At 72.0% G+C, this 22,791-nt stretch carries 25 protein-coding genes; 14 read left to right on the top strand and 11 right to left on the bottom strand.

The genetic code is table 11. The annotated features are described in order from the left end of the window. Positions 1 to 214: 214 nt before the first annotated feature. Positions 215 to 811 (bottom strand): TetR family transcriptional regulator, encoded by a 597-nt coding sequence (locus ABZ826_RS11545; protein ID WP_361446032.1) that lies wholly within the window; start codon positions 809 to 811, stop codon positions 215 to 217. A gap of 124 nt (positions 812 to 935) precedes the next feature. Between ABZ826_RS11545 and ABZ826_RS11540 the strand changes: the two genes are divergently transcribed. Together ABZ826_RS11540 and ABZ826_RS11535 are read left to right on the top strand one after the other, a co-directional pair. Next, positions 936 to 1,712, top strand: a complete 777-nt coding sequence (locus tag ABZ826_RS11540) for an SDR family oxidoreductase (RefSeq protein ID WP_361445839.1) — start codon at positions 936 to 938, stop codon at positions 1,710 to 1,712. A gap of 24 nt (positions 1,713 to 1,736) precedes the next feature. Further along, positions 1,737 to 2,165, top strand: a complete 429-nt coding sequence (locus ABZ826_RS11535; protein ID WP_361445836.1) for an SRPBCC family protein — start codon at positions 1,737 to 1,739, stop codon at positions 2,163 to 2,165. A gap of 57 nt (positions 2,166 to 2,222) precedes the next feature. Here ABZ826_RS11535 and ABZ826_RS11530 read toward each other — a convergent pair whose 3' ends face one another. Further along, entirely contained in the window at positions 2,223 to 2,648 is a 426-nt protein-coding gene (locus ABZ826_RS11530; RefSeq protein ID WP_361445833.1) for a hypothetical protein, read from the bottom strand. Positions 2,649 to 2,779: 131 nt separating this feature from the next. Next, entirely contained in the window at positions 2,780 to 3,757 is a 978-nt protein-coding gene (locus ABZ826_RS11525; RefSeq protein ID WP_361445830.1) for an EamA family transporter, read from the bottom strand. A gap of 171 nt (positions 3,758 to 3,928) precedes the next feature. On the opposite strand from ABZ826_RS11525, the gene ABZ826_RS11520 reads away from it, so the two are divergent. Beyond that, positions 3,929 to 4,864: a LysR family transcriptional regulator gene (locus tag ABZ826_RS11520; protein ID WP_361445827.1), complete on the top strand. Its 936-nt coding sequence runs from the start codon at positions 3,929 to 3,931 to the stop codon at positions 4,862 to 4,864. Between the two features lie 18 nt (positions 4,865 to 4,882). Here the strand turns inward: ABZ826_RS11520 and ABZ826_RS11515 are convergent, their stop codons facing one another. Together ABZ826_RS11515 and ABZ826_RS11510 are read right to left on the bottom strand one after the other, a co-directional pair. Further along, positions 4,883 to 5,287, bottom strand: coding sequence for a RidA family protein (locus ABZ826_RS11515; protein WP_361445824.1), 405 nt, complete (start codon positions 5,285 to 5,287; stop codon positions 4,883 to 4,885). A 67-nt stretch (positions 5,288 to 5,354) separates the two neighbouring features. After that, complete coding sequence (locus ABZ826_RS11510; RefSeq protein ID WP_361445821.1) at positions 5,355 to 8,189, bottom strand: FAD-binding and (Fe-S)-binding domain-containing protein; 2,835 nt, start codon at positions 8,187 to 8,189, stop codon at positions 5,355 to 5,357. A gap of 278 nt (positions 8,190 to 8,467) precedes the next feature. Between ABZ826_RS11510 and ABZ826_RS11505 the strand changes: the two genes are divergently transcribed. From ABZ826_RS11505 to serC, 7 genes are all read left to right on the top strand, one after another. Continuing rightward, positions 8,468 to 9,973, top strand: a complete 1,506-nt coding sequence (locus ABZ826_RS11505; RefSeq protein ID WP_361445818.1) for an ATP-binding protein — start codon at positions 8,468 to 8,470, stop codon at positions 9,971 to 9,973. After that, positions 9,970 to 10,416, top strand: coding sequence for a roadblock/LC7 domain-containing protein (locus tag ABZ826_RS11500; protein ID WP_361445815.1), 447 nt, complete (start codon positions 9,970 to 9,972; stop codon positions 10,414 to 10,416). Before ABZ826_RS11505 ends, ABZ826_RS11500 begins: the two co-directional genes overlap by 4 nt. Then, positions 10,413 to 10,775 (top strand): DUF742 domain-containing protein, encoded by a 363-nt coding sequence (locus ABZ826_RS11495; RefSeq protein ID WP_266415876.1) that lies wholly within the window; start codon positions 10,413 to 10,415, stop codon positions 10,773 to 10,775. The genes ABZ826_RS11500 and ABZ826_RS11495 overlap by 4 nt, the downstream gene beginning before the upstream one ends. Continuing rightward, on the top strand, positions 10,756 to 11,406 hold the full coding sequence (locus ABZ826_RS11490) for an ATP/GTP-binding protein (RefSeq protein ID WP_361445812.1): 651 nt from the start codon (positions 10,756 to 10,758) through the stop codon (positions 11,404 to 11,406). Before ABZ826_RS11495 ends, ABZ826_RS11490 begins: the two co-directional genes overlap by 20 nt. Next, entirely contained in the window at positions 11,403 to 12,671 is a 1,269-nt protein-coding gene (locus ABZ826_RS11485; protein WP_361445809.1) for a cytochrome P450, read from the top strand. The genes ABZ826_RS11490 and ABZ826_RS11485 overlap by 4 nt, the downstream gene beginning before the upstream one ends. Further along, positions 12,668 to 13,876, top strand: a complete 1,209-nt coding sequence (locus ABZ826_RS11480) for a cytochrome P450 (protein WP_361445806.1) — start codon at positions 12,668 to 12,670, stop codon at positions 13,874 to 13,876. Before ABZ826_RS11485 ends, ABZ826_RS11480 begins: the two co-directional genes overlap by 4 nt. Positions 13,877 to 13,996: 120 nt before the next feature. Beyond that, positions 13,997 to 15,115, top strand: coding sequence for a phosphoserine transaminase (gene serC / locus ABZ826_RS11475; RefSeq protein WP_361445803.1), 1,119 nt, complete (start codon positions 13,997 to 13,999; stop codon positions 15,113 to 15,115). Positions 15,116 to 15,180: 65 nt separating this feature from the next. Here the strand turns inward: serC and ABZ826_RS11470 are convergent, their stop codons facing one another. Beyond that, positions 15,181 to 15,591: a DUF4259 domain-containing protein gene (locus ABZ826_RS11470; protein WP_361445800.1), complete on the bottom strand. Its 411-nt coding sequence runs from the start codon at positions 15,589 to 15,591 to the stop codon at positions 15,181 to 15,183. An 84-nt stretch (positions 15,592 to 15,675) separates the two neighbouring features. Between ABZ826_RS11470 and ABZ826_RS11465 the strand changes: the two genes are divergently transcribed. Both ABZ826_RS11465 and ABZ826_RS11460 read left to right on the top strand, forming a co-directional pair. Next, a complete protein-coding gene (locus tag ABZ826_RS11465) occupies positions 15,676 to 16,179 on the top strand; it encodes a DinB family protein (RefSeq protein WP_361445797.1) in 504 nt (167 codons plus the stop codon). A gap of 109 nt (positions 16,180 to 16,288) precedes the next feature. Then, positions 16,289 to 16,900, top strand: coding sequence for a Uma2 family endonuclease (locus ABZ826_RS11460; RefSeq protein ID WP_361445794.1), 612 nt, complete (start codon positions 16,289 to 16,291; stop codon positions 16,898 to 16,900). A 123-nt stretch (positions 16,901 to 17,023) separates the two neighbouring features. Here the strand turns inward: ABZ826_RS11460 and ABZ826_RS11455 are convergent, their stop codons facing one another. Continuing rightward, entirely contained in the window at positions 17,024 to 17,551 is a 528-nt protein-coding gene (locus ABZ826_RS11455; protein ID WP_361445791.1) for a GNAT family N-acetyltransferase, read from the bottom strand. A gap of 73 nt (positions 17,552 to 17,624) precedes the next feature. Continuing rightward, on the bottom strand, positions 17,625 to 18,617 hold the full coding sequence (locus ABZ826_RS11450) for a WD40 repeat domain-containing protein (protein WP_361445788.1): 993 nt from the start codon (positions 18,615 to 18,617) through the stop codon (positions 17,625 to 17,627). Positions 18,618 to 18,676: 59 nt separating this feature from the next. On the opposite strand from ABZ826_RS11450, the gene ABZ826_RS11445 reads away from it, so the two are divergent. After that, the gene (locus ABZ826_RS11445) at positions 18,677 to 19,363 is read left to right on the top strand and encodes a GDSL-type esterase/lipase family protein (RefSeq protein WP_361445785.1); all 687 of its coding nucleotides are present in this window, start codon (positions 18,677 to 18,679) and stop codon (positions 19,361 to 19,363) included. Between the two features lie 40 nt (positions 19,364 to 19,403). On the opposite strand, the gene ABZ826_RS11440 is transcribed toward ABZ826_RS11445, so the two are convergent. Both ABZ826_RS11440 and ABZ826_RS11435 read right to left on the bottom strand, forming a co-directional pair. Next, positions 19,404 to 20,021, bottom strand: a complete 618-nt coding sequence (locus tag ABZ826_RS11440) for an XRE family transcriptional regulator (RefSeq protein ID WP_361445782.1) — start codon at positions 20,019 to 20,021, stop codon at positions 19,404 to 19,406. Between the two features lie 48 nt (positions 20,022 to 20,069). Then, a complete protein-coding gene (locus ABZ826_RS11435; RefSeq protein WP_361446030.1) occupies positions 20,070 to 20,660 on the bottom strand; it encodes a TetR family transcriptional regulator in 591 nt (196 codons plus the stop codon). Between the two features lie 524 nt (positions 20,661 to 21,184). On the opposite strand from ABZ826_RS11435, the gene ABZ826_RS11430 reads away from it, so the two are divergent. Next, complete coding sequence (locus tag ABZ826_RS11430; RefSeq protein ID WP_361445779.1) at positions 21,185 to 21,976, top strand: class I SAM-dependent methyltransferase; 792 nt, start codon at positions 21,185 to 21,187, stop codon at positions 21,974 to 21,976. A 99-nt stretch (positions 21,977 to 22,075) separates the two neighbouring features. Here the strand turns inward: ABZ826_RS11430 and ABZ826_RS11425 are convergent, their stop codons facing one another. Then, a complete protein-coding gene (locus tag ABZ826_RS11425; protein ID WP_361445776.1) occupies positions 22,076 to 22,726 on the bottom strand; it encodes a hypothetical protein in 651 nt (216 codons plus the stop codon). Positions 22,727 to 22,791 lie beyond the last annotated feature (65 nt).

Genomic DNA, 22,791 nt, shown 5'->3' with positions numbered 1-22,791 from the left:
CCCCATAAACAAGCAAGCATGCTTGCATTATTTTCTGCCCCACCGGCGTCACGGCCTGGGGACGGGGCCGCCCACCCCACCACGGGCCACCGGCAGGCCGCCGCACGCCAGAGCCATGCCGCGACCGGGTCGCAACCGGGTCGTCCCGTGGTTCAACCGGCGACACCGGCGGATACCGGGTCGCCCCGTGGTTCAGCCGGTGGCACCGGCGGCATCAGATCTCGTCGACCTTCAGGAACTCCAGCGCCCGGACCGTCACCTCGGAGAGATCTCCGGCGTCCCGCTCGGCCCAGTGCTCCAACGCGACCGTCACCGCATCGATCACCACGGTCGCCAGCAGCCGGACTTCCAGGCTGTCCGCGGCGTTCCCCGTGCGGGCCGCCAGGACCGGCAGCAGCCGGTCCCGCATCGCCCGGCCGGCCGCCAGCCAGCGCATCCGGATGGCCGGAACCATGCTCATCACCCGGATCAGCCGACGATTGCGGCCGGTGCCCGCATGACGGCGGTCGATGGCCGTCGCGACGAAGGCGGCTGCGACCGCCGCCCCCAAGGGCTCATCCTCGGGCCGCGCCGCCAACTCGTCGACCAGATCGACGACACCTGCCACGAGCAGTGGCGTCAGCGCGTCCTCCTTGGCCGGGCAGTACCGGTAGAAGGTGCGCAGCGAGACCCCGGCAGCCTGCGCGATGGCCTCGACCGTCGTCGCTTCGTAGCCCCGCCCGGAGAACAACTCCGCCGCGGCCTCGGCGATCTCCAGCCGAGTTGCCTCGCGTCGCCGTTCGGTCAGCGAGGGGAGCCGTCCGCCCGTCATCGCCACGATCACCCTCCGCGCCTCGGATTTCCGCACCTGCCGCACTTCAGCATGTCACAAACAAGCGTTATGGCACATTGTGCCAGCTGGGCGTACGGTGGCGACGGCAACAAAGGAGCAGACCATGAGCCGTACCTATCTCGTCACCGGAGGAGCCTCCGGCATCGGCAAGGCCACCGTCGCCCATCTCCGCGCCCAGGGCCACACCGTCATCGGCGCCGACCTGAGAGGCGTCGACATCTCGGCCGACCTGTCCACGGCCGAGGGCCGTGCCGGGCTCCTCGACCAAGCCACCGAGCTGACCGGCGGGCGGCTGGACGCCGTCATCGCGTGCGCCGGACTCGCGCACTTCGACCCGCTGACCGTCAAGGTCAACTACTTCGGGGCGGTCGCCACACTTGAAGGGCTGCGTCCACTGCTGGCCGCCGGCACCGACCCGCGCGCCGTGGTCATCTCCTCGGTCGCCTCGGTGCACCCGAACGACGCCGCAGTCGTGGACGCGGCGCTCGCGGGGGACGAGGCCGCGGCCACAGCCGCCGCGCAGGCAGCCGTCGACCGTGGCGAGGGGCACCTCGTCTACGCCTCCTCCAAGGCGGCCATCGCCCGCTGGGTCCGGCGCACCGCGGCCGGCGACAGCTGGGCCGGTGCGGGTATCCCGCTCAACGCCATCGGTCCGGGCACCATCGTCACCCCGATGACGCAGGGGCTCCTCGACGAGGCCGACGGCCGCAAGCTCGTCGACGACAGCGTGCCGATGCCCTTGCACGGGCACGCCCGCGCGGAACAGGTCGCCCCTCTGCTGGCCTGGCTGACCTCCCCCGAGAACTCCCACGTCACCGGACAGGTCGTCTTCATCGACGGCGGAGCGGACGCCGTCCTGCGCGGCGACCGCACCTGGTGACCTCACGAACCGAGAAGAGCCCCCATGCACATGCTTCAGCGCTCAGCAGTGATCACCGCCACCCCCGACGAGGTGTGGCGGGTCATCGGTGACTTCGGCGGTCTCGCCGACTGGCACCCACAGGTCCCGCCCTCGACGATCGAGGACGACATGAGCACCGAACGCCCCGGCGCCGTCCGGGCGTTCGCGATCGACGGCAAGGTCCTGGCCCGCGAGCGGCTCCTCGCACTGGACGCCGGGACGCACTCGTACACCTACACCGTCATCGACCCCGTGCCGGCCGTCAGCGACTACGTGGCGACGCTCGCCGTCCATCCGCACGCCGACGGCGCCGAGGTGCGGTGGAGCGCGACGTACGAAAGCGCTGACGACGTGGTTCCTCAGGTCGAGTCGCTCTACGGCGACGGCACGTACGGCACCGGACTGACCGCGCTGGCGGCACGCTTCGCCTGACTCGACCCGCCCGGTCCGCCGGCCGGCGAGCCGGACCGGAACGGCCCCGGTGCGACGTCACTGCACATCGGTGCGGCCCAGCCAGGCCGGCCGGACCGGCACCCCGTCCGCGTATCGCTCCACCGGCGGAGACGAGGGCGACGGCGGTGACGACGGAGGCGGCGGCACCACGGCCGCCGGCTCCGGTTCGGCCGCGGGCGGGGGCGGTGCGGCGCTGTCGTCCAGCAGCTCCGCCACCGTGAACCGGGTGCTGAAGGACTGCCAGGCGCCGTCGATCACCACAAGGAAGCCGTCGCCCTCCCGGAAGAGACGGCGGCGCTTCGGGCTCCGGGGGTGCTCCGGCGTATGGTTCCGGGCCCGCCGCTCCAGCTCCACCAGGGCGTCTTGGCGGGTGCCCTCCAGGTGCGCCATCACGTATGCCTCCGTGTGCTTGCGCTCCCCCACCCCCACAGTCGTCTCCATGACCAGTCCCCAGGCCGCCATGTGCCCCGCCCCTTCCCGTTCGGATCAGAAGCAAGCCTAAGAGCCTGTCGGGCGGCCTGGTGGATACGGGTCGGCGCGTCGAGTGTCCGGGGCGGGTGGGCGTGGAGTGCGGTCACGGCGCGGGCGGGCCGTCAGGTGTGGTCGCGGCCCTTCCCGCTCCGCACCTGGCTGCGCACCGCCCCCATGCTCGCGCCGATGACCAGCGCGATGGCCAGGGCGTCCGTCGTGGAGAGGGCCTGGTCGAGGATGAGGAAGCCGGCGGTGGCCGCGATCGCCGGTTCGAGGCTCATCAGGATCGCGAAGGTGGGCGCGGGCAGGCGGCGCAGTGCCATGAGTTCGAGGGTGTACGGAAGGACCGAGCTCAGCAGCGCCACCACCGCGCCCAGCCCCAGCGTGGACGGGACCAGCAGTTTCGAGCCCGACTCCAGGATGCCAAGGGGCAGGGTCAGGAGCGCGGCGACCACCAGGGCCAGGGCCAGGCCGTCCGCCTGGGGGAAGCGGCGGCCGGTCCGGGCGCTGAAGATGATGTACGTCGCCCACATGACGCCCGCGCCCAGTGCGTACGCGGCGCCCACCGGATCGAGGCGGTCGAAGCCCCCGCCGCTCAGCAGCACCACGCCGCCCAGCGCGAGGCCCGCCCACACCACGTTGATCAGCCGGCGGGAGGCGACCACCGAGAGGGCGAGCGGACCCAGCACCTCCAGGGTGACGGCCGCGCCCAGCGGGATGCGGTCGGCGGCCTGGTAGAAGAGCGTGTTCATGCCGCCCATGGCCAGCCCGAACGCGAGGACCGTGCCCCAGTCGGCGCGCGTGTGGCCGCGCAGCTTCGGGCGGCAGACGGCCATCAGGACGAGCGCGGCCACGGCCAGCCGCAGGGTGACGACTCCGAGTGCGCCGGCCCGGGGCATCAGCAGGACCGCGACCGCGGAGCCGAACTGGACGGAGAGGCCGCCCGCGACCACCAGCGCGACCGGGGCGAGCGCCGCCCTCCGGCCCCCGGGGCGTGCGGGGCCTGCCGCGCCGCCCAGGGCGGACACCGCCTCCGGTACGGCGACGGCCGCGGCCTGCTCCGTGGCCGCGGCCGCTGCTGCACTGCGCTGGTCGTTCACCTGCGGTGTTCCTCCCGAGTCCGGAGCCCGACGCTTCCTGCGCGACGGTGCATTTCAATGTACTGCTCGATTGAAGATACTGCACTCTCGTCGCGCGGTACCTCCTCTTAAGGTAGGTACCTCCGCGTGGTGCGTGAAATGCCTGCTGGGCTCCCGTTATGCTCCCCGCGCATGAGCCTTGGACGCAGCGACGACGGCCCCGCCGGAAACCGGTCGGACCATGGCTCCGGCCGTGGCATCGAGGTCCGCCATCTGCGCGCCTTCCTCGCCGTCGCCGACGAGGGCAACGTCACCCGCGCCGCCTCCCGCCTCCGCCTCACCCAGCCGGCGGTCTCCCGCACGCTCGCCGCCCTGGAGCAGCGCCTCGGCATCCGGCTCGTCGACCGGTCCACCCACCATCTCGTCCTCACCCCCGAGGGAGTCGCCTTCCGGGACAGGGCCGCCGCCGCGGTCGCCGCATTCGACGCGGCGCTCGACCCCGGCGGGCTGCGCCACTGGCCCCTTCGGCTCGGGCACGCCTGGTCCGCGTTCGGGCCGTACACCACCCCGCTGCTCCGCCGCTGGCAGGAGCGGTACCCGCAGACTCCGCTCGAACTGCTGCGGATCGACGACCGCACCGCCGGGCTCACCCGAGGCGAGGTCGACGCCGCGCTGCTGCGGGGGCCCGTGGAGGCGCCGGGGCTCGTCACCGAGGTGCTCTTCGAGGAGGACCGGGTGGCGGCCGTCGCCGCCGACGGACCGCTCGCCGGGCACGCCGTGCTCGCTCTCGCCGATCTGGCGGGCAGCACCGTCGTCCTCAACACCGTCTCCGGCACGACCACCGTCGACCTGTGGCCGCCGGACACCCGGCCCGCCACGACCCTCACGGTCGCCAACACCGATGACTGGCTGACCGCCATCGCGGCGGGGCGCGGCGTCGGGGTGTCCGCCGCGTCCACCGCCGGCATGCACCCGCACCCCGGGGTCGCCTACCGCCCGCTCGTCGACGCCCCCACGGTCCCGGTCCTGCTCGCCCGGCGCGACGCCCCCGGCCATCCCGCCCTGCCGGAGCTCGCCGCGCTCACCCGCGAGATCGTGCGGGGCGACGCCCCGCACCGGCCCCGGTGAACAGGTACCGGATCCACGTCAGCGGGGCGTGCCGCTGCCCGGTACGACGGCCAGCGCGTCGATCTCGACCCGGAATCCGGGGTGGACCAGGCCGGCGACCCTCACCAGGGAGCAGGCGGGCGGGCGCCCGGCGTCCTGGTGCTCGTCACGCACCCGGCGAAAGGCCGGCAGGTCCGCGAGATCGGTCAGGTACACCGTCAGCTTGACCACATCGCGCAGACCGCATCCCGCCGCCGCCAGCGCGGTGGACAGGTTCGCGTAGACCTGACGCACCTGCGCCTCGGCGTCCTCGGCGCCCACCAGGTTTCCGTCGCGGTCCACCGGCACCTGGCCCGAGACGGCGACCATGGTCCCGGTGAACGTCACCGCGTGGCTGTATCCGTTGGTGGGCGGAGCCCCCTCGGGGCGTACGTGGTGTTCCACTGCTCCTCCTCGTGCCGGTGTCCATCGGGAAACCTGTGCCGGTGCCCGCCGGGAAAGTGTGCCGCCCTCACCCCTTTGGCGGCATCTCCGGCAGGCCCTGCGCCAGTACCTCCGCCAGGTGCCGCGCCCTCACGCCGCCCAGTTGCTCCAGCTGCGTCCGGCAGGAGAATCCGTCCGCCAGGACCTCCGTGCCGAGCTCCGCGGCGCGCACCGACGGCAGCAGCTGTTCCTCCGCGCAGGCCACCGACACCTCCCAATGGCCCCGCTCGAAGCCGAAGTTCCCGGCCAGCCCGCAACAGCCGCCGCTCAACTCGCCGGTCAGTCCGGCCCGTTCGCGCAGTCGGCGGTCGGCAGCGTCGCCCAGCACCGCGTGCTGATGGCAGTGCGTCTGCCCCACCACCGGGCGGTCCAGACGAGGCGGCCGCCAGTCCGGGGCGTACTCCTCCAGGTATTCCGCCAACGTCCGGACCGAGCCCGCGAGTTCGGCGGCGCGCGGGTCGTCGGGGAGCAGCTCGGGCAGATCGGTGCGCAGGGCTGCGGCGCAGCTCGGTTCGAGGACGACGAGCGGCTCGCCGAGCAGATCGCCCATCCGGTCCAGGCTGCGGCGCATGACCTTGCGGGCCTTGTCCAGCTGGCCCGTCGACACATGGGTGAGGCCGCAGCACACGCTCCGGCCGGGGTACAGGACGGTTCGGCCGGTCGACTCCAGGACCCGCACGGCGGCCCGCCCCACCTCCGGGGAGAGGCGGTCGGTGAAGGTGTCCGGCCAGACGGCCGCGACCTGGTTTCCCGACAGGACGACCGTTCCCCGGGGGCGGCGCCCGTGCGCCCACCGGGTGAACGTCTCGCGCGCCAGCACGGGAATCGTCCGCTGCGGCGCGATGCCCGCCAGCCGTTTCACCAGGGCCGCCACCGGGCGGATCCGGGCCAGCGCGTTCAGCGCGCCCGCGAACGGGGAGGCCAGCCGCAGCCACAGCGGCAGCCATCCCATCGCGTAGTGGGCGGCCGGGCGCAGCCGCCCCCGGTAGTGGTGGTGCAGGAACTCCGCCTTGTACGTGGCCATGTCGACGCCCACCGGACAGTCGCCGCGGCAGCCCTTGCAGGAGAGGCACAGGTCGAGCGCGTCCCGCACCTCCTCGCTCCGCCAGCCGTCCGTGATCACCTCGCCCGCGAGCATCTCGTGCAGCAGCCGGGCCCGGCCCCGGGTGGAGTGGGCCTCCTCGCCGGTCGCCCGGAACGACGGGCACATCACGCCCGCGCCCGCGGGCCCGGCCGTGCGGCACGCGGCGACGCCCACGCATCTGCGTACCGCGGCGGAGAAGTCGCCGCCGTCGTCCGGGTAGCCGAACACGACGTCCACCGGGCGCTTCGGCAGCACCTCGAACCTGAGGTTCTCGTCGAGCCGGGCCGGGCGGACGAGGATGCCGGGGTTCATGCCGCCGTCCGGGTCCCAGATGTCCTTGAACCGGGCGAAGAGGGCGACCAGCTCGTCCCCGTACATGCGCGGGAGCAGTTCGGCGCGGGCCTGGCCGTCACCGTGTTCCCCGCTCAGTGATCCGCCATGCGCGACAACCAGGTCCGCCAGTTCCCCGGAGAAGCGACGGAAACGGGCCACCCCCTCGGGGTTCAGCAGGTCGAAGTCGATCCGGACGTGGACGCAGCCGTCGCCGAAGTGTCCGTACGGGGTGCCGCGCAGCCCATGGGCGGCGAGCAGGGCGCGGAAGTCCCGGAGGTACGGGCCGAGGCGGGCGGGCGGTACGGCGCAGTCCTCCCAGCCGGGCCAGGCCTCCGTGCCGTCCGGCATCCGGGTGGCGGTGCCCGCCGCGTCCTCGCGGATGCGCCACAGGGCCCGTTGTCCGGCCGGGTCGGTGACGACGACGCCGTCCAGCGCGTCGGCCGCCCGCAGGACGCGCTCGGCGTGCGCCCGCGCCTCGGCCGGGGTGGCGCCGCCCGTCTCGACGAAGAGCCAGGCACCGCCGCGCGGCAGCCCGGCCGGGTGCCGTACGAGATCGGCGGCCATGCCCTCCACGGTCAGGGGGTGGTGGGGAAGCAGGCCGGAGGCGGCCTCGGCGGCGGCGGACTCGTCGGCGTAGGCGAGTACGGCGAGCGCGCGGGCCACCGGTGCCTCGACCAGTCGCACGGACGCCTCCGTCACCACGCCGAGCGTGCCCTCGCTGCCGCAGAAGGCGCGGGCGAGGTCGGTCCCGCGCTCGGGCAGGAGTGCGTCCAGGGCGTACCCGGAGATACGGCGCGGGAGCGCGGGGAATCCGGTGCGCAGGAGAGCGAGGTCGCCGCCGACGAGTTCGGGGAGTCCGACGAGCCCGGCGGGGAAGCCGGACCCACCGCCCCGGCCCAGCCGCAGGGTGTCGCCGCCGTAGCGGGTCACGGTCAGGGCGCGCACGTTGTCGGCCGTGGTGCCCCAGGCGACCGAGTGCGCGCCGCAGGAGTTGTTGCCGATCATGCCGCCCAGCGTGCAGCGGCTGTGTGTGGCGGGGTCGGGTCCGAAGGTGAGGCCGTGCGGAGCGGCGGCGGCGCGCAGATCGTCCAGGACCACGCCCGGCTGGACGACCGCGGTGCGGGACCCGGCGTCCAGTTCGACGATCTTGCGCAGATGGCGGGTGAGGTCGAGGACGACGCCGGTGCCGGTGGACTGCCCGGCGATGGAGGTGCCGCCGCCGCGCGGGACCACGGGCACCGCGTGCGCGCGGCAGACGGCGAGCGCGGCGGCGACGTCGTCGGCGTCGCACGGGGCGACGACGCCGAGCGGTACGCGGCGGTAGTTGGAGGCGTCCATCGTCGTCAACGCCCGTGCGGTGGGACCGAAATCGACCTCTCCGCGGACCGCGGAGCGCAGGGCCTGTGCGAGTTCGGCGCGTTCCGTGGGTTTCTGCTGTGCGGCCATGGGCTCAGGATGCCGTTGATCGGGCCACTCGGCCGCCCGAGGCCGCGCGATTCCCCTGAATACGTCAATACGTCGGAATACGTCGGACGCGTAGTCACATACGTAACAGAGATCGCCACAAGGGCTTCCCAAAGAGAGCGTCAATTCTCATATAGTGAACATAACTTGGCTGGAATTATCAGCTCCAGTTATCGCGTTCGCCTGCCCCGTACGAAGTGTCCCGATCCGCCCCGTCCGTCCCGCCCGCCCGTTCGTCCCGTCCGCCCCAAGGACTCCACTTGAGCCCCTCATCCCGGCCGACCGCACTGGCCCTGCTGATCTCACTGGCCGTCACCGGATCCCTGTGCGTGTGGGCGGTCGTCGCCGCCCCCGACTCGGTACGGCCCACGCCGGCCTGGGGGGCGGGCGCCGCCGCCGTGCTGCTGTCCGCGGCCGTGGCCACCGCCGTCCATGCCCGCGCCACCACGAACCGGCTGCGCGCCCGTCTCGCGGCGGAGACCCAGCGGTTCACCGGCGAGATCAGCCGGCTCGTGTCCGCCTCCGCGGCCGAGGGCCAGCGCTTCACCGCCGAGACCGCCCGGATCAAGGCCGCCGCAGAGGCCGAGACGGCGCGGATCACCGCGCAGGCCGTCGCCGAGACCGAACGGCTCACCGCGGAGGCCGAACGGCTCGGCGCCCGCGCGGCCCGCAGCGAAACCGAGCGTTCCGCCGCGATCGCCGCCTGTGCCAACGCCGCGGGCCGCATGCAGGCCCTGTCCACCAGCATGCTCGCGGACCTGCGCGAGATGGAGCACCGGCACTCCGCCGAGGACGTGCTCGGCGACCTGCTCCACCTGGACCACCGCACCGCCCAGGCCGGCCGCCTCGCCGACTCCATCGCCGTGCTGACCGGCGCCCGCTCCGGGCGGCGCTGGGCGAAGCCGATCGTGATGGAGTCGATCCTGCGCGGCGCGATGGGCCGGATCAGCGGCTATCAGCGCGTACGCCTCCACTCGACCAGCGATGTCGCGGTCGCCGGTCACGCGGCCGAGGGCGTCATGCACGCGCTCGCCGAACTCCTCGACAACGCGGCCAACTTCTCACCGCCCACGGCCGAGGTCCATGTGTACGTCGAGGAGGTGCCGGCCGGCATCGTCCTGACCGTCGAGGACAGCGGTCTGGTCATGAGCGATGTCCAGCTGCGTCGCGCCGAGCGCGCGGTGTCGGCCACGCACCAGGACCTGACGGGGCTCTCCGGCACCCGGCTCGGCCTCGCCGTCGTCGGCCGGCTGGCCCGCAAGCACGGTCTGACCGTGTCGTTCCGGCCGTCCGCGCGCGGCGGCACGGGCGCCCTGATGATGCTCCCGCAGGAACTCCTCACCCGTGCCTCGCTGAAGGTCCCGGCTGCCCCGGCCCCGGCGTCCGAGCCGACGGCGTCCCGGCCGACGGCCCAGCCCGTGTCCGAGCCGGAGCCCGCACACGAGACGGCCGCCGCGGCCGGCACCACCGGCGCGGCCGACCCCCGGCACCCGCAGGACCCGGTACCGGCAGACTCCCCCGCGCGCCCGGACTCCCCCGCGTCCGAGACCACCCGCAACCTCCCCCGGTTCGGCGAGAGCGGACTCCCCAAGCGCCCCCGCGGCCGCACCCTCGCCGCCGCCGAGGCCCGCACCAACGCCAACGGCACCGGCGCGACCCCGCCGCCCCGTACCGCCGACCCCAAGGAACAGGCAGCCCGCTTCAGCAGCTTCCGCCAGGCTGTCCGGCCCAATCCCCCGCACCCGGAAGAAGGCAACACCCGATGACCGCGACCACCGACGAGAAGCTCAACTGGCTGCTGGAGGGGCTCCTGGAGCGCACCCCCGGCACCCGTCATGCCCTCGTCCTGTCCAGGGACGGCCTCAAGCTGTGCCGTACCCCCGAGCTCTCCGTCGACCAGGCCGACCAGCTGGCCGCGATCTCGGCCGGCATCCAGAGCCTGTCGCACGGCGCGTCCGTCGAGTTCGGTGACGGCACCGGCGGCGTACGGTCCGCCATGGCCGAGTTCTACGGCGGCGTGCTGTTCATCGTCGAGGCGGGCGCGGGCGCCCATCTCGCGGTCGTCGCCTCCGACGAGGCCGACGTCGGTCTCATCGGGCACAACATGAGCGAGCTCGTCGAGCAGCTCGGCGAGCACCTGAGCGCGCCGCCGCGCTCCTCCTCGGCCCCCGAGACCGCAGCCGCCGTCGACGCGACAGCGAACGTATGACCCGCCGCCGCCCCGGCCGGGACGACGACCCGGACCGGCTGTACACCCTCACCGGTGGCCGCAGCCGGTCCGATTCGGACGCGTTCGACCTGGTGACACTGGTGGTCTCCGAGTGCGAGCCGACCCCCGGCATGCAGTCGGAGCACGTCACGATCCTGCGGATGTGCCAACTGCCCACCGCGGTCGTGGAGATCGCCGCGGGCCTCGGCCTGCCCGTCAGCATCGTCCGGATCATGCTGTCCGATCTGCTGGACACCGGCCGGATCAGCGCCCGCCACCCCCGTACCGCCCGTGTCGCGGACCGGCTCCCCGACCCCGACATCCTGGAACAGGTGCTCGTTGGACTCCGCAACCTCTGACCGTGCCGCCCTGCAGGCGACGGCCGACAACGGACTGAAGATCGTCGTCGTCGGCGGCTTCGGCGTCGGCAAGACCACCATGGTCCGCTCCGTCAGCGAGATCCGTCCGCTGAACACGGAAGAGACCATGACCAGCGCGGGCGAGGCCGTCGACCACCTCGACGGTGTGCAGTCGAAGACGTCCACGACCGTCGCCTTCGACTTCGGCCGGATCTCGCTCGACGAACGCTCGGTGCTGTACCTCTTCGGCGCCCCCGGCCAGGAACGGTTCTGGTTCCTGTGGGACCGGCTGTTCTCGGGCACGCTCGGCGCGGTCGTCCTCGTCGACACCCGCCGGCTCGCCGACTCCTGGTACGCGATCGACCGCCTGGAGCACCACGGCACGCCGTTCATCGTGGCGTGCAACGACTTCGGCGGCCCGCTCCACACCGAACAGCAGATACGGGAGGCGCTCGACCTCTCGGACGACATCCCCCTGGTGGAGTGCGACGCCCGGGACCGTTCGTCCAGCAAGTACGTACTGATCACACTGGTCGAGTACCTGCACGCCCTCTCGCAGGGCAAGGTCTCCACCCCGTCCGCCGCCCGTCCGGAGATCACGCCGGAGAAGACCCCGGAGCCCACCTCGTGACCCAGCCCCCGGCGCCGGCCTCCGGCTGCCCCGTGTCCCAGGGCCGCGAGCCGCTCTCCGGCCCACGGTTCCAGACCGAACCGACCCGGCTGTACCGGGAGATGCGCCGCGACCACGGGGCCGTGGCGCCCGTCGTCCTCGACGGCGACGTCCCCGCCTGGCTCGTGCTCGGCTACCGCGAACTCCACCAGGTCACCGCCGACCCGGTGCTGTTCAGCCGGGACTCCGACCTGTGGAACCAGTGGGAGCGCATCCCCGACGACTGGCCGCTGCTGCCGATGATCGGCCGCAAGCAGCCGTCGATCCTCTACACGGTCGGCCCCCGGCACACCGAGCGCGCCGCGATGATCAGCGACGCGCTGGAATCCGTCGACCCGTTCGCGCTGAAGCGGTACGCCGAGGAGTTCGCCGACGGACTCGTCGACCGGTTCTGCTCCACAGGACGCACCGAGATCATCGCCGACTACGCGATGCTGCTCCCCGCCCTCGTCCTGGCGAAGATCTACGGCTTCAGCGACACCGTCGGCGCGGCGCTCGTGGGCTCGATCAACGACATGATCGACGGCCGGGAGCGGGCGCTGGCCGGTCAGCAGCACCTCGCCTCGTCCATGATCCAGCTGCTGGTCGACAAGCACGCCGTGCCCGGCGACGACGTCGCCACGCGGATGCTCGCCGACCGGGGCGGATTCACCGACGAGGAGGTCGCCCAGGACCTGATGGTCATGATGGCCGCGGGCCACCAGCCGACCGCCGACTGGATCGGCAACTCGCTGCGGCTGATGCTCACCGACGACCGGTTCGCCGCCTCCCTCTCGGGTGGCCGGCACAGCGTCGCCGAGGCCATGAACGAGGTGCTCTGGGAGGACACCCCGACGCAGAACGTCGCGGGCCGCTGGGCCTCGCGCGACACCCACTTCGGCGGGCGCCACATCGAGGCGGGCGACCTGCTGCTGCTGGGCATCGCCGCCGCCAACTACGACCCGCAGGTCCGCACCGACGGCTCCGCGCTGACCGGCGGCAACAACGCGTTCCTCTCCTTCGGCCACGGCGAGCACCGCTGCCCGTTCCCCGCCCAGGAGACTGCCGAGGTCATCGCCCGCACCGGCATCGAGGTGCTGCTGGACCGGCTCCCGGACATCGACCTCGCCGTCCCCGCCGAACAGCTCACCCGCCGCCCGTCCCCGTGGCTGCGCGGACTGACGGACCTGCCGGTGACCTTCACCCCCACCCCAGCCCTCGGAACCGCCATCGGAGGCAAGAGATGACCCGGATCGCGCTCGACCCCTTCGTCACCGACCTCGACGGCGAGAGCGCCAGGCTGCGCGCGGCCGGCCCGCTCGCCGAGGTGGAACTGCCCGGCGGGGTGCACTGCTACGCGGTCACCCACCACGCTCAGGCCCGCCAGCTGCTCACCGACAGCCGGATCGTGAAGGACATCAACGTCTGGAGTGCCTGGCAGCGCGGCGAGATACCGATGGACTGGCCGCTGATCGGCCTCGCCAACCCGGGGCGCTCCATGCTCACGGTGGACGGCGCGGACCACCGCCGGCTGCGCACCCTGGTCGCACAGGCACTGACGGTGAAGCGGGTGGAGCGGCTGCGGGCCGGCATCGAGGCGCTGACCACGGCGAGCCTGGACCGGCTGGCCGCGCTGCCCGAGGGCGAGGCGGTCGACCTGAAGGCGGAGTTCGCGTATCCGCTGCCGATGAACGTGATCAGCGAACTGATGGGCGTGGACAGCGCGGACCACCCGCGGCTGAAGGAGCTCTTCGAGAAGTTCTTCTCGACGCAGACGCCGCCCCAGGAGGTCCCGCAGATGATGGCGGACCTCGGCGCGCTCTTCACGAAGATCGTCGACTCCAAGCGGGCCGAACCGGGCGACGACCTCACCAGCGCCCTGATCGCGGCCTCCGAGGACGGCGACCACCTCACCGACGAGGAGATCGTCAACACCCTGCAGCTGATCATCGCGGCCGGTCACGAGACCACGATCAGCCTGATCGTGAACGCGGTCGTCGCGCTCCAGACCCACCCCGAGCAGCGCAAGCAGGTGCTGAACGGTGAGGTGCCGTGGGAGAACGTGATCGAGGAGACCCTGCGCTGGAACACTCCCACGTCCCACGTCCTGATCCGGTTCGCCACGGAGGACGTCGAGGTCGGCGACAAGGTCCTGCCGAAGGGCGAGGCGCTGATCGTCTCCTTCGGCGCGCTGGGCCGCGACGAGGCGCAGCACGGCCCGACCGCCGGTGACTTCGACATCACCCGCTCCCCCAACCGCCACATCGCTTTCGGCCACGGTCCGCACGTCTGCCCGGGGTCGGCACTCTCCCGGCTGGAGGCGGGGGTGGCGCTGCCCGCGCTGTACGAGCGGTTCCCGGAGCTGAAGCTCGCCGTCCCCGCGTCCGAGCTGCGGAACAAGCCGATCGTCACCCAGAACGACCTCCACGAGCTGCCGGTGGAACTGGGCTGACCCCGCCACCCCGTCACGCGGTCCACGGACCGGCGCGCACACCGTCCACGCACCGGAGCGGGCGTCTCATCCGACGGACACGGTCCTTGACCGTGTCCGTGAGGTACTACGCTCCGGTTCGTGGCCGATATCCAGATTCCCGCTGACATCAAGCCCGCCGACGGACGCTTCGGCGCCGGTCCTTCCAAGGTGCGGACGGAGGCGCTCGACGCGCTGGCCGCCACCGGTACGTCTCTGCTCGGTACGTCCCACCGCCAGGCCCCGGTCAAGAACCTGGTCGGCGCGGTGCGTCAGGGTGTGCGCGACCTCTTCTCCCTCCCCGAGGGCTACGAGGTGATCCTGGGCAACGGCGGCTCGACCGCCTTCTGGGACATCGCGACGCACGGGCTCATCGAGACGAAGTCCCAGCACCTCAACTTCGGCGAGTTCTCGTCGAAGTTCGCGAAGGCCGCCAAGCTCGCCCCGTGGCTGGCCGACCCGACCGTGATCGCCTCCGACCCCGGCACCCACCCGGACCCGCGGGCCGAGGCGGGCGTCGACGTCTACGCCTTCACGCACAACGAGACCTCGACCGGTGTCGCCGCACCGGTCAAGCGCGTCGCGGGCGCCGACGAGGGCTCCCTGGTCCTGGTGGACGCCACCTCCGGCGCGGGCGGCCTGCCGGTCGACATCACCGAGTCGGACGTCTACTACTTCGCCCCGCAGAAGTCCTTCGCCTCCGACGGCGGTCTCTGGATCGGTGTCTTCTCCCCGGCGGCCCTGGAGCGCGCCGCGCGCATCCACGCGTCGGGCCGTCACATCCCGGAGTTCTTCAGCCTGCCCACGGCGATCGACAACTCCCTGAAGAACCAGACGTACAACACCCCGGCCCTCGCCACGCTCTTCCTCCTGAACGAGCAGCTGAACTGGCTGAACTCCCAGGGCGGCCTGGACTTCTCGGTCCGCCGCACGGCCACCTCGGCGCGGAACCTGTACGGCTGGGCCGAGGACTCCAAGTACGCGACCCCGTTCGTCTCCGACCCGGCGAAGCGCTCGCAGGTCATCGGCACGATCGACTTCGCGGACGAGATCGACGCCTCGGCCGTCGCCAAGGTGCTGCGCGCCAACGGCATCGTCGACACCGAGCCGTACCGCAAGCTGGGCCGCAACCAGCTGCGCGTGGCGATGTTCCCGGCGATCGACCCGGCGGACATCCAGGCGCTGACGGCCTGCATCGACTACGTGATCGAGAAGCTGTAACGAGCAGCTGTACATCTCCGAGGGGCCCCTGGTACGGATCCGTACCAGGGGCCCCTCGCCGTTCCTCACCCCGCCGCCTCTGCCAGGACCGCCCGGAGCCGGCCGATCCCTTCCTTCCACGGCTCCCCGTGCCCGCCCTCGATCCACAGCTCCAGCAGCTCGGACGGCTCGGTCACCACCCGGTCGAGAGCCTGAACCGCCAGGCCCCGCAGCTCCACGGGCAGCTCCGGAAGCGGCTCGTCCGGCCCGTACGCGGTCGTCACGGGTTCCCCACCCGGGCACTGCGCGGCCACCAGGGCGGCCGCCGCCACGGCCACGGCGGCCTCGTGGGAGTCGAGGTAGTCCCTGGTCCGGACGACATCCGTCAGAGCGTTCCGGATCAGCTCCGCACGTTTGCCCTGCGGGGCGTCGTCGAGGTCCCCCGAGAAGTCCGCTGCGGTGTCGTTGTCGAAATGGCCGATGTCCCAGGTGCCCATGGCTCCCCTTCCTCGATGGTCGGGCCATCCTCGCAACCCCCACTGACAACGGGCCTGTCAGTGCCCGTTGTTACGGTCCTCCTCATGACGAAGAACGTGCCGTACACCGGCGGCGAGAAGGAGTCCCCGCACATCGCCCTCAACCGGCACGGCGACGCGGTGCTGTGGAAGCTCGACGGCTTCCACGACGAGCAGCTGCGCCGCCCGATGACCCCGACGGGCACCAAACTGCTGGGCCTGGTCAAGCATCTGGCGACCGTCGAGTACGGCTGGTTCTGCACGACGTTCGGCCGTGAGACGGAGAAGCTCTGGTTCGACGCGTACACGGAGGACATGACGGTCGCCCCGGACGAGACGACCGCCGACATCCTGGCGTTCTACGCCCGCGCCCGCACCGCCGCCGACCGGGCGATAGACGAGATCCCGCTCGACGCGATCGGTACGGCGTGGGACGGGCGGAAGGTGTCGATGCGCTGGGTGCTCATCCACATGCTGGAGGACGTCGTACGGCACGCCGGGCACATGGACATCGTCCGCGAACTGATCGACGGGGCGACGGGAACCCACCCGCAGAGCGCCTCCGCATAGAGCCTGGCACGCCTCGTTCACTCAACCGAGTGGACGACGACATACAGGACACGCAAGGCGCACCGTTCTACGATGATGGCCTCGACAACACCCCTTCAGGAGGCCCGCAATGTCTGCAGCAGCAGTCGAGCACCCCTGTGACGGTGAGCCGGAATCGCTGCTCGAAACGGCCAACATCCTCACAGAGCAGCACCCGGGTTACCGCGTCGAGATCATCGGAGGCGTCATCACCGTGGCCCCATCCCCGGATGCCCCGCACGCCCGAGTGCTGACCAAGCTCATGCGCCCCTTCATCGCAGCCGGTCTCGACGACGGTGAGACCGAGGTCCTGCAGGGAGTCGGCCTGTGGCTGCCCAGTGGCCCCGAGGACTACGCCATCCCCGACCTGGCGATCGTCGACGCCGATCTCGACGGGCACCTGGCCGAGAACAACTGCTACGACCCCGCCGTCTTCCGCCTCGTCCTGGAGGTCACCTCCAGCAACTACAACAACGACCTGCGCAACAAGGTCGCCGCCTACGCCGAGGCCAAGATCCCGGTGTATGTGATCCTCGACCGCAAGCACGGCCGGGTGCATGTCCTGACCGAGCCCATGGGCGGCGGCTACGACAGCCACCAGGTGTACGCCCCCGGGCAGACGGTCGCACTGCCCGATTCGATCGGCGCCCCGGTGACTCTCGACGTGGCCGAACTCATCCGGGCCGGTCGCCCCCGGACCTGATCACCCGACATCACCCGCCCGCCGCCACCAGCACGGCCCGGAGCCGGGTGACGCCCGCCGCGCGCTCCCCGCCGGGAGTGCGGGCAGCGGCGTGTCGGCCTCGCGACCGCCACTGACAGCGGGTCAGCCCTCTCTCCCGCCCCGCTCCCAGCGCCGTTCGCCGTCACACCACTCCTCCGTCGGCAGCAGACCCGCCCCGGCAGCCACAGCGGCCGAGGCTTCGTGGTCCGGATGGATATGGGCGACGACGGTACGCACCACCCGCAGCGCCGTCAGATGGGCCACCAGCCCCGCCGCCGCCTCCTTGGCATATCCCCGCCCCTGCCACCGCGTCCCGACCACCCAGGCGATCTCCGCCTCCGTGTCCCGCACGTTCACCGTCGCCTGTACGTAACCGGCCAGGCAGCCCTCGTCCCGCACCCGCAGCACCCAGTTCCACCAGCCCACGCCAGGGTGCGGCGAACCGGCGGTCTGGCGTTCGTAGCGGGCCCGCAGCTCATCGGCGGTCTCCGGGGCGCCGCCGGTGTAGGTGTGCAGGGCGGGGTCGGCCAGCACGGCCGCCATCTCGTCCGCGTACGCGACCCGCAACGGCAGTGCGTCCAGCCGGGCGGTGGCAAAGGGGTCCGGTCCAGGGTTCACGCGGTTCTCCATGGGTGCCCGACATAGGTGCCCGACATAGGCGCCCGACCCTACGCCCACGCCACGGCCGGCAGCGGGCCGGACCTCAGCCCGTCTTCCGCCGACGCCCCATGAACACCAGGAAGCCGATCCCGGCGAGCACCAGTGCTCCGACCAGGGTGCCGGTGCCGCCCTTCGTCCCGTCGCCGCTCCCGCCACCGGCGGACGACGACGCACCGCCGCCCTGCTTCGACGGCGACGCTCCCCCGCCGCCTGCGTCGGGCCGCACGTCCACCCGCACCACATCGCTCCGCTCCCCCTCCGAACCGAACATCAGCGCCGAGCCGTCCGCCGTGTACGTCACCGACTCGGCCTGCCGCTGGAGCGGCGCCCGGACCGCGTGGTCGGCGCCGAGCCTGCCGTTCTCGAAGGCGTAGCCACGGGCGCTGAAGTACGAGCGCAGCACCAGCTCCTTGCCGTCCGGCGAGAAGGCGCCGTCCGTCACCCACGGCACCTCCCCCACGCGCCGGAAGACGTTGGTGGCACCGGTGGTGAGCTTCGCGGGGCCCTCGTACAGCCCGCCGCCGTCCTCGTTCTTCGACGCGATGTAGACGCGCCCGGTCGTGGGGTGGACCATCAGCGCCTCGGCGTTGCGCGGACCGTCCGCGTACTTCACATCGAACTGCGTGGCGCGGACCGTGGCGTCCTTGAGCCGCTTCGGCTCCGGGAAGCGGTAGATCCAGACGTGGTCCCAGCTGCCGTTCAGGTTGTCGCCGATGTCACCGACGTACAGATTGCCGTCGGGCCCCAGCGAGATGGCCTCCACGTCGCGCGGCCGCCCCACCCCCTTCATGGTGATCGTCGCGACGGTCTTCCCGGTGCGGGAGTCGACGGCGTAGACGTACGGCCCGTCCTCGCTGTCGTTGTGCGTCCAGTAGATGCCGGGATGGGTACGGCTGGCCGCGAGGCCGCTGGACTCGGTGATCCTGGGGTCCTCGATCGTGAAGCTCCGGTCGGCTCCGTCTCCGGCCGTCGCGGGAGCCGCTCCCGCGAGGAGGAGCAGCGCGGCGGCTCCGGACACAGTCAGGTACGAACGCATGGACCCAAGTGTCCATCGTCACGTCGCAGGCCGCAGGAGTGATCCGCGATGATGACGCCATGCGTTTCACGTTTGTCGGCGATTCCATGACGATCGGCCGCGCCGGCGACTTCACCTGGCGCTACCGGATGTGGCAGCACCTGGATTCCGCCCTCGGCACCCCGTTCGCGATCGTCGGCCCGCGCAGCGAGCTGTACGACACCGGGACGAACACCCCCGTCTCGTACGCGTACGGCGCACCGGACTTCCCGGTCGGGGCCCGTAGCCATCTGGCCGGCTGGGGCGAGGGCTGGCTGCACATGGCCCCGGTGATCGCCGACACCGTCACCGAGCACCGCACGGACGTCCTGCTCGTCTCGCTCGGCCTGATAGACCTCGGGTTCTATACGGACAGTGGCCGGACCGCCCTGAACGCAAGGGCGTTCATCACGGCGGCCCGCACCGCGAACCCGCACGTCAGGATGGTGCTGCTGCCGGTGATACCGAACATACGGGCCGAGTCGGACGCCCCGTTCGCCGCCGAGTGCGACCGCTTCAACGAGCTCCTCGCGAAGGCCGTCGCCGACCTCGACGACCCGATGTCCCCGATCCTGCTGGCCTCCCGCCCGCCGGGGTACGACATCCACCGGGACACGTACGACGGGACGCACCCCGGTCCCAGCGGCGAACACCGGCTGGCGGCGGCGTTCGCCGACGCGATGCACCAGGCATGGGGCCTGGGCGGCCCGTACACGGCCCGCCCGTAGCGCCTGTCCGGGGCCGCCCTCGCGCGCAGCCGCCGATGTCTCACCGCCCCGAGGGCCGGGCCCGGACGTGCATCCGCTCGCCCTGCTGACCGAAGAGGCTGAGGAATTCGACCGGCTCGGGCCCGGCGCTGGCCCACGCGTGCGGTGTGCGCGTGTCGAACTCCGCGACCTCGCCCGCCGTGAGGACCAGATCGTGCTCGCCCAGCACCAGCCGCAGCCGCCCGGCCAGTACGTACACCCACTCGTATCCCTCGTGCACCCGCTGCTCCAGCTCGCCGGTGGCTCCACGTCCGCCGGGCAGGATCTGCTTGTACGCGTGCAGCCCGCCGAGGTGCCGGGTCAGCGGGACGAACGTCACGCCGTCCCGGGTGAAGGGGCGGAAGTGGATGCGTGGATCGCCGGTGGGCGGGGCGCCGACGAGTTCGTCGAGCTGGACGCCGTACGCCTTGGCCAGGGGCAGCAGCAGTTCGAGCGTGGGTTTGCGGCCGCCCGACTCCAGGCGCGAGAGGGTACTCAGCGAGATCCCGGTCGTCTCGCTGAGCTGCGCCAGGGTCGTACCGCGTTCCTGACGCAGGGCGCGCAGCCGCGGCCCGACGCCCGTCAGTACGTTCGAGATCTCGTCGTCCGTACGCTCCGCGTGCTCCGCGTCTTCATCCATGCCGCCATTATTTGCCGTCCGCGTTTGCCGTCCCGGCAACGGGGTGTGTCAGGACGGCAGGATCATGGCCAGCGAGAGCCGGGTCAGCTCATCGGTCAGCCACTCGGCGTTGACCTGGCGGGGGCGGCGGCCGTGGTGGGCCATGAGCTCGTCCACCGAGTGGTTCAGCACGGTGACGGTCACGTGGTGGTCGCTCGGCACCGCCTCGCCCCGGCGCACGGCACGCTCGGCCTCGGAGGTCAGGAACTCGATCCACATCGCCCGCCAGGTCGCGAGGTGGTTGTCCACCTCCCGGCTGACTCCCAGCGCCTCGACGAAGGCCACCCTGGCCGCGCACGGATCCTCGGTGACCGCCTTCACGTAGGCGTCGAAGAGCAGCCGGACCCGCTCCGCCGTCGGGCAGTCCTCCATGCCCTCGGCCATCAGGGCGTTCTCGGCAGCGCGCAGCCCGTAGGTCGCCACCTCGTCGTAGATCGCCATCAGGAGGACCTCCCGCGAGACGAACTCCTGCTGGAAGATGTGGACGGGCACCTTCGCCTGCTCGCACAGGTCCTCGATGCTCGTGTGCGCGTACCCGTACGCGGCGAACAACTGGCGTCCGGCGCGCAGGAGTCGGTCCCGCGCCCCCGGCCCCTCCATGGCCTGTCCGGCCGCCCCGTTCCGCTGGTTCGCCACGACACCCACCATCGGTCCTCCTTCGTCGTCCGTACCGCTGCCCCCACTTTCCACGCTCCGCGCCGCCGGTGGTGTCTCCGCCACGCCCTCGACCACGCGTAGGACGGCACCTCGGTCAAGTCCGATTGCCCATCGAACCGTTGCTGCTACGGTCTGAATTTTGGACTCCGGGAGGTGCCCGAGCCGCCGCCCGAGCCGCCGCCCGTGACACCGCCTGCGACTCCGCCCGCGCCTTCGTGGCACGCATGCCGCACGCGGACGCGACACGGAGAACCGCCGAAGAAACACCCCCCGGCGGACCCGAAACCACCGCCTCCACGCCCCCTCGCGAACGACTCCGCACTCGAAGAGACCGGACATGAAGGGGCGTTGCCTCACCCGCCGTCCGGGGCCGCCAGCCACCCGCGGGCGGCCTCGGCCGCCACCTCACGAACCGGGCTCCACCCCCCGGCGGATCTACAATTTCCCCTCCCGGAAAGGGGATTCACGTGGACCGGAACATACGTACGGTGGATGACGTGCTCAACCTCCTGGACGGCCTTTTCACCCGGGAGGCCGACCGGTGGACGGCCGACGGGGCCTCGTGGTGGGACAGCTTCTACGCGGACCGGACGAAGTCCGTTCCGTTCTTCGTGGCGAAGCCCGACGAGAACCTCGTCGCGTACGTCGAACGCGGGCTGATCACCCCCGGCCGCGCCCTGGACCTGGGCTGCGGTCCGGGCCGCAACGCCCTTCATCTCGCCACCCTGGGCTTCGAGGTCGACGCGGTGGACCTGTCCCCGGCGGCTCTCGCGTGGGCCGGGGACCGCGCCCGCGAGGCGGGGGCCGACATCCGGTTCCACTGCGGCGACGCCTTCGCGCTCGCGGCGACCGAGCTCACCGGCCCGTACGACCTGATCTACGACTCCGGCTGCTTCCACCACCTGCCGCCGCACCGCCGCATCAGCTACCTCGCCCTCCTCGACAGGTCCCTGGCCCCCGGCGGCCACCTCGCCCTCACCTGCTTCGCGGCCGGCGAGACGGGCATGGGCTCCGAACTCCCCGACGCCTCCTTCTACGACCGGACCGACGGCCTGCGCGGCGGCCTCGCCTACACGCCGGAGTCGCTGCGCGCGATCTTCTCCGACCTGACGGAACTCGAACTCCGCCGCATGAGCGACGAACCGCCCGAGTCCCCGTACTTCGGCGAGCCGTTCCTCTGGACGGCCCTGTTCCGCGGTGCCGGTGAGCGATGTGGCCCGGCGACCGGGACGGGCAGCGGCCGGTCCCCCGTGTCGTGAGGTGCCACCGGACGCCGCACGGCCGGTGAAGCGCGGGCTTCACCGGCCGTGGTGTGTCCGGGGACGGGGCGCGGTCGGGGCGTGCCCGGCAGCGGACCGTCAGACCCGGGTGGTGCAGATCGTGTCGTACGGGCGGCCCGGACTCGGGAACAGTTCCATGGGCTTGTCGGTCCCGGACGGGCATTCGACGGCCTTCTTGGTCAGACCGAGCACCTTGGCCACACCGCTGCCCCCGCTGCCGCAGGCGACCTCCTTGGCCCGGTCGTCGACGCAGTCGCCCTTCACCAACTGGCCGCCGCCCGCTCCCGGGTCACCGGGGTGGTCGCCGGAGAGGTTGCGGCCACAGATGGTCTTGCTGGGGATCCCGGCACTGGCGTCGCCGGAGCCGAAGGAGACCTTCACCGAGATGATCGTGTCCGTCCCCGGCGGGCACTGGATGGAATCGGCGAACATGGCACCGTCCTTGATTTCGAGAGCCTTGATCGTCGCCTTGGAGTCGTCGCAGTCCAGGGCCTGGTAGCCGTCCTTCGACTCACTGCGGTCGGGCCCGGCGCAGTCGCCGACCTTCCAGTCCTTGGCCGCGTGGCTCCCGCCGCCGGACGACTGGCTGCAGGCGGTGGCGGCCCCCAGGACGAGCGCGAGCGCGAGCACCGCCTTCGCGCAGTCCAGGGGAGCCGTACGAGAACCGCCCCGCGAGGAAACGGTGTTCCGGCTGCCGCCCCGGGACCGCGTGCCGCCGTTGACGCTCATGCTGCTCCTTGAGTGTGTGCATGTGGGTGTGGCGCGCACGACAGGACGACGGGATCGAGCGCCGT

Source organism: Streptomyces sp. NPDC047515 (genome assembly GCF_040643055.1).
Taxonomy (GTDB): Bacteria; Actinomycetota; Actinomycetes; order Streptomycetales; family Streptomycetaceae; genus Streptomyces.
The sequence above is the reverse complement of the archived record's forward strand: the minus strand, read 5'-3'. Positions and strand labels throughout refer to the sequence as shown.

Excerpts from the sequence above, each read along its gene's own strand:
- ABZ826_RS11545 (WP_361446032.1), bottom strand. The coding sequence starts at position 811 with ATGACGGGCGGACGGCTCCCCTCGCTGACCGAACGGCGACGCGAGGCA.
- ABZ826_RS11540 (WP_361445839.1), top strand. The coding sequence starts at position 936 with ATGAGCCGTACCTATCTCGTCACCGGAGGAGCCTCCGGCATCGGCAAG.
- ABZ826_RS11535 (WP_361445836.1), top strand. The coding sequence starts at position 1,737 with ATGCACATGCTTCAGCGCTCAGCAGTGATCACCGCCACCCCCGACGAG.
- ABZ826_RS11530 (WP_361445833.1), bottom strand. The coding sequence starts at position 2,648 with ATGGCGGCCTGGGGACTGGTCATGGAGACGACTGTGGGGGTGGGGGAG.
- ABZ826_RS11520 (WP_361445827.1), top strand. The coding sequence starts at position 3,929 with ATGAGCCTTGGACGCAGCGACGACGGCCCCGCCGGAAACCGGTCGGAC.
- ABZ826_RS11510 (WP_361445821.1), bottom strand. The coding sequence starts at position 8,189 with ATGGCCGCACAGCAGAAACCCACGGAACGCGCCGAACTCGCACAGGCC.
- ABZ826_RS11500 (WP_361445815.1), top strand. The coding sequence starts at position 9,970 with ATGACCGCGACCACCGACGAGAAGCTCAACTGGCTGCTGGAGGGGCTC.
- ABZ826_RS11495 (WP_266415876.1), top strand. The coding sequence starts at position 10,413 with ATGACCCGCCGCCGCCCCGGCCGGGACGACGACCCGGACCGGCTGTAC.
- ABZ826_RS11480 (WP_361445806.1), top strand. The coding sequence starts at position 12,668 with ATGACCCGGATCGCGCTCGACCCCTTCGTCACCGACCTCGACGGCGAG.
- ABZ826_RS11470 (WP_361445800.1), bottom strand. The coding sequence starts at position 15,591 with ATGGGCACCTGGGACATCGGCCATTTCGACAACGACACCGCAGCGGAC.
- ABZ826_RS11465 (WP_361445797.1), top strand. The coding sequence starts at position 15,676 with ATGACGAAGAACGTGCCGTACACCGGCGGCGAGAAGGAGTCCCCGCAC.
- ABZ826_RS11460 (WP_361445794.1), top strand. The coding sequence starts at position 16,289 with ATGTCTGCAGCAGCAGTCGAGCACCCCTGTGACGGTGAGCCGGAATCG.
- ABZ826_RS11455 (WP_361445791.1), bottom strand. The coding sequence starts at position 17,551 with ATGGAGAACCGCGTGAACCCTGGACCGGACCCCTTTGCCACCGCCCGG.
- ABZ826_RS11450 (WP_361445788.1), bottom strand. The coding sequence starts at position 18,617 with ATGCGTTCGTACCTGACTGTGTCCGGAGCCGCCGCGCTGCTCCTCCTC.
- ABZ826_RS11445 (WP_361445785.1), top strand. The coding sequence starts at position 18,677 with ATGCGTTTCACGTTTGTCGGCGATTCCATGACGATCGGCCGCGCCGGC.
- ABZ826_RS11440 (WP_361445782.1), bottom strand. The coding sequence starts at position 20,021 with ATGGATGAAGACGCGGAGCACGCGGAGCGTACGGACGACGAGATCTCG.
- ABZ826_RS11435 (WP_361446030.1), bottom strand. The coding sequence starts at position 20,660 with ATGGAGGGGCCGGGGGCGCGGGACCGACTCCTGCGCGCCGGACGCCAG.
- ABZ826_RS11425 (WP_361445776.1), bottom strand. The coding sequence starts at position 22,726 with ATGAGCGTCAACGGCGGCACGCGGTCCCGGGGCGGCAGCCGGAACACC.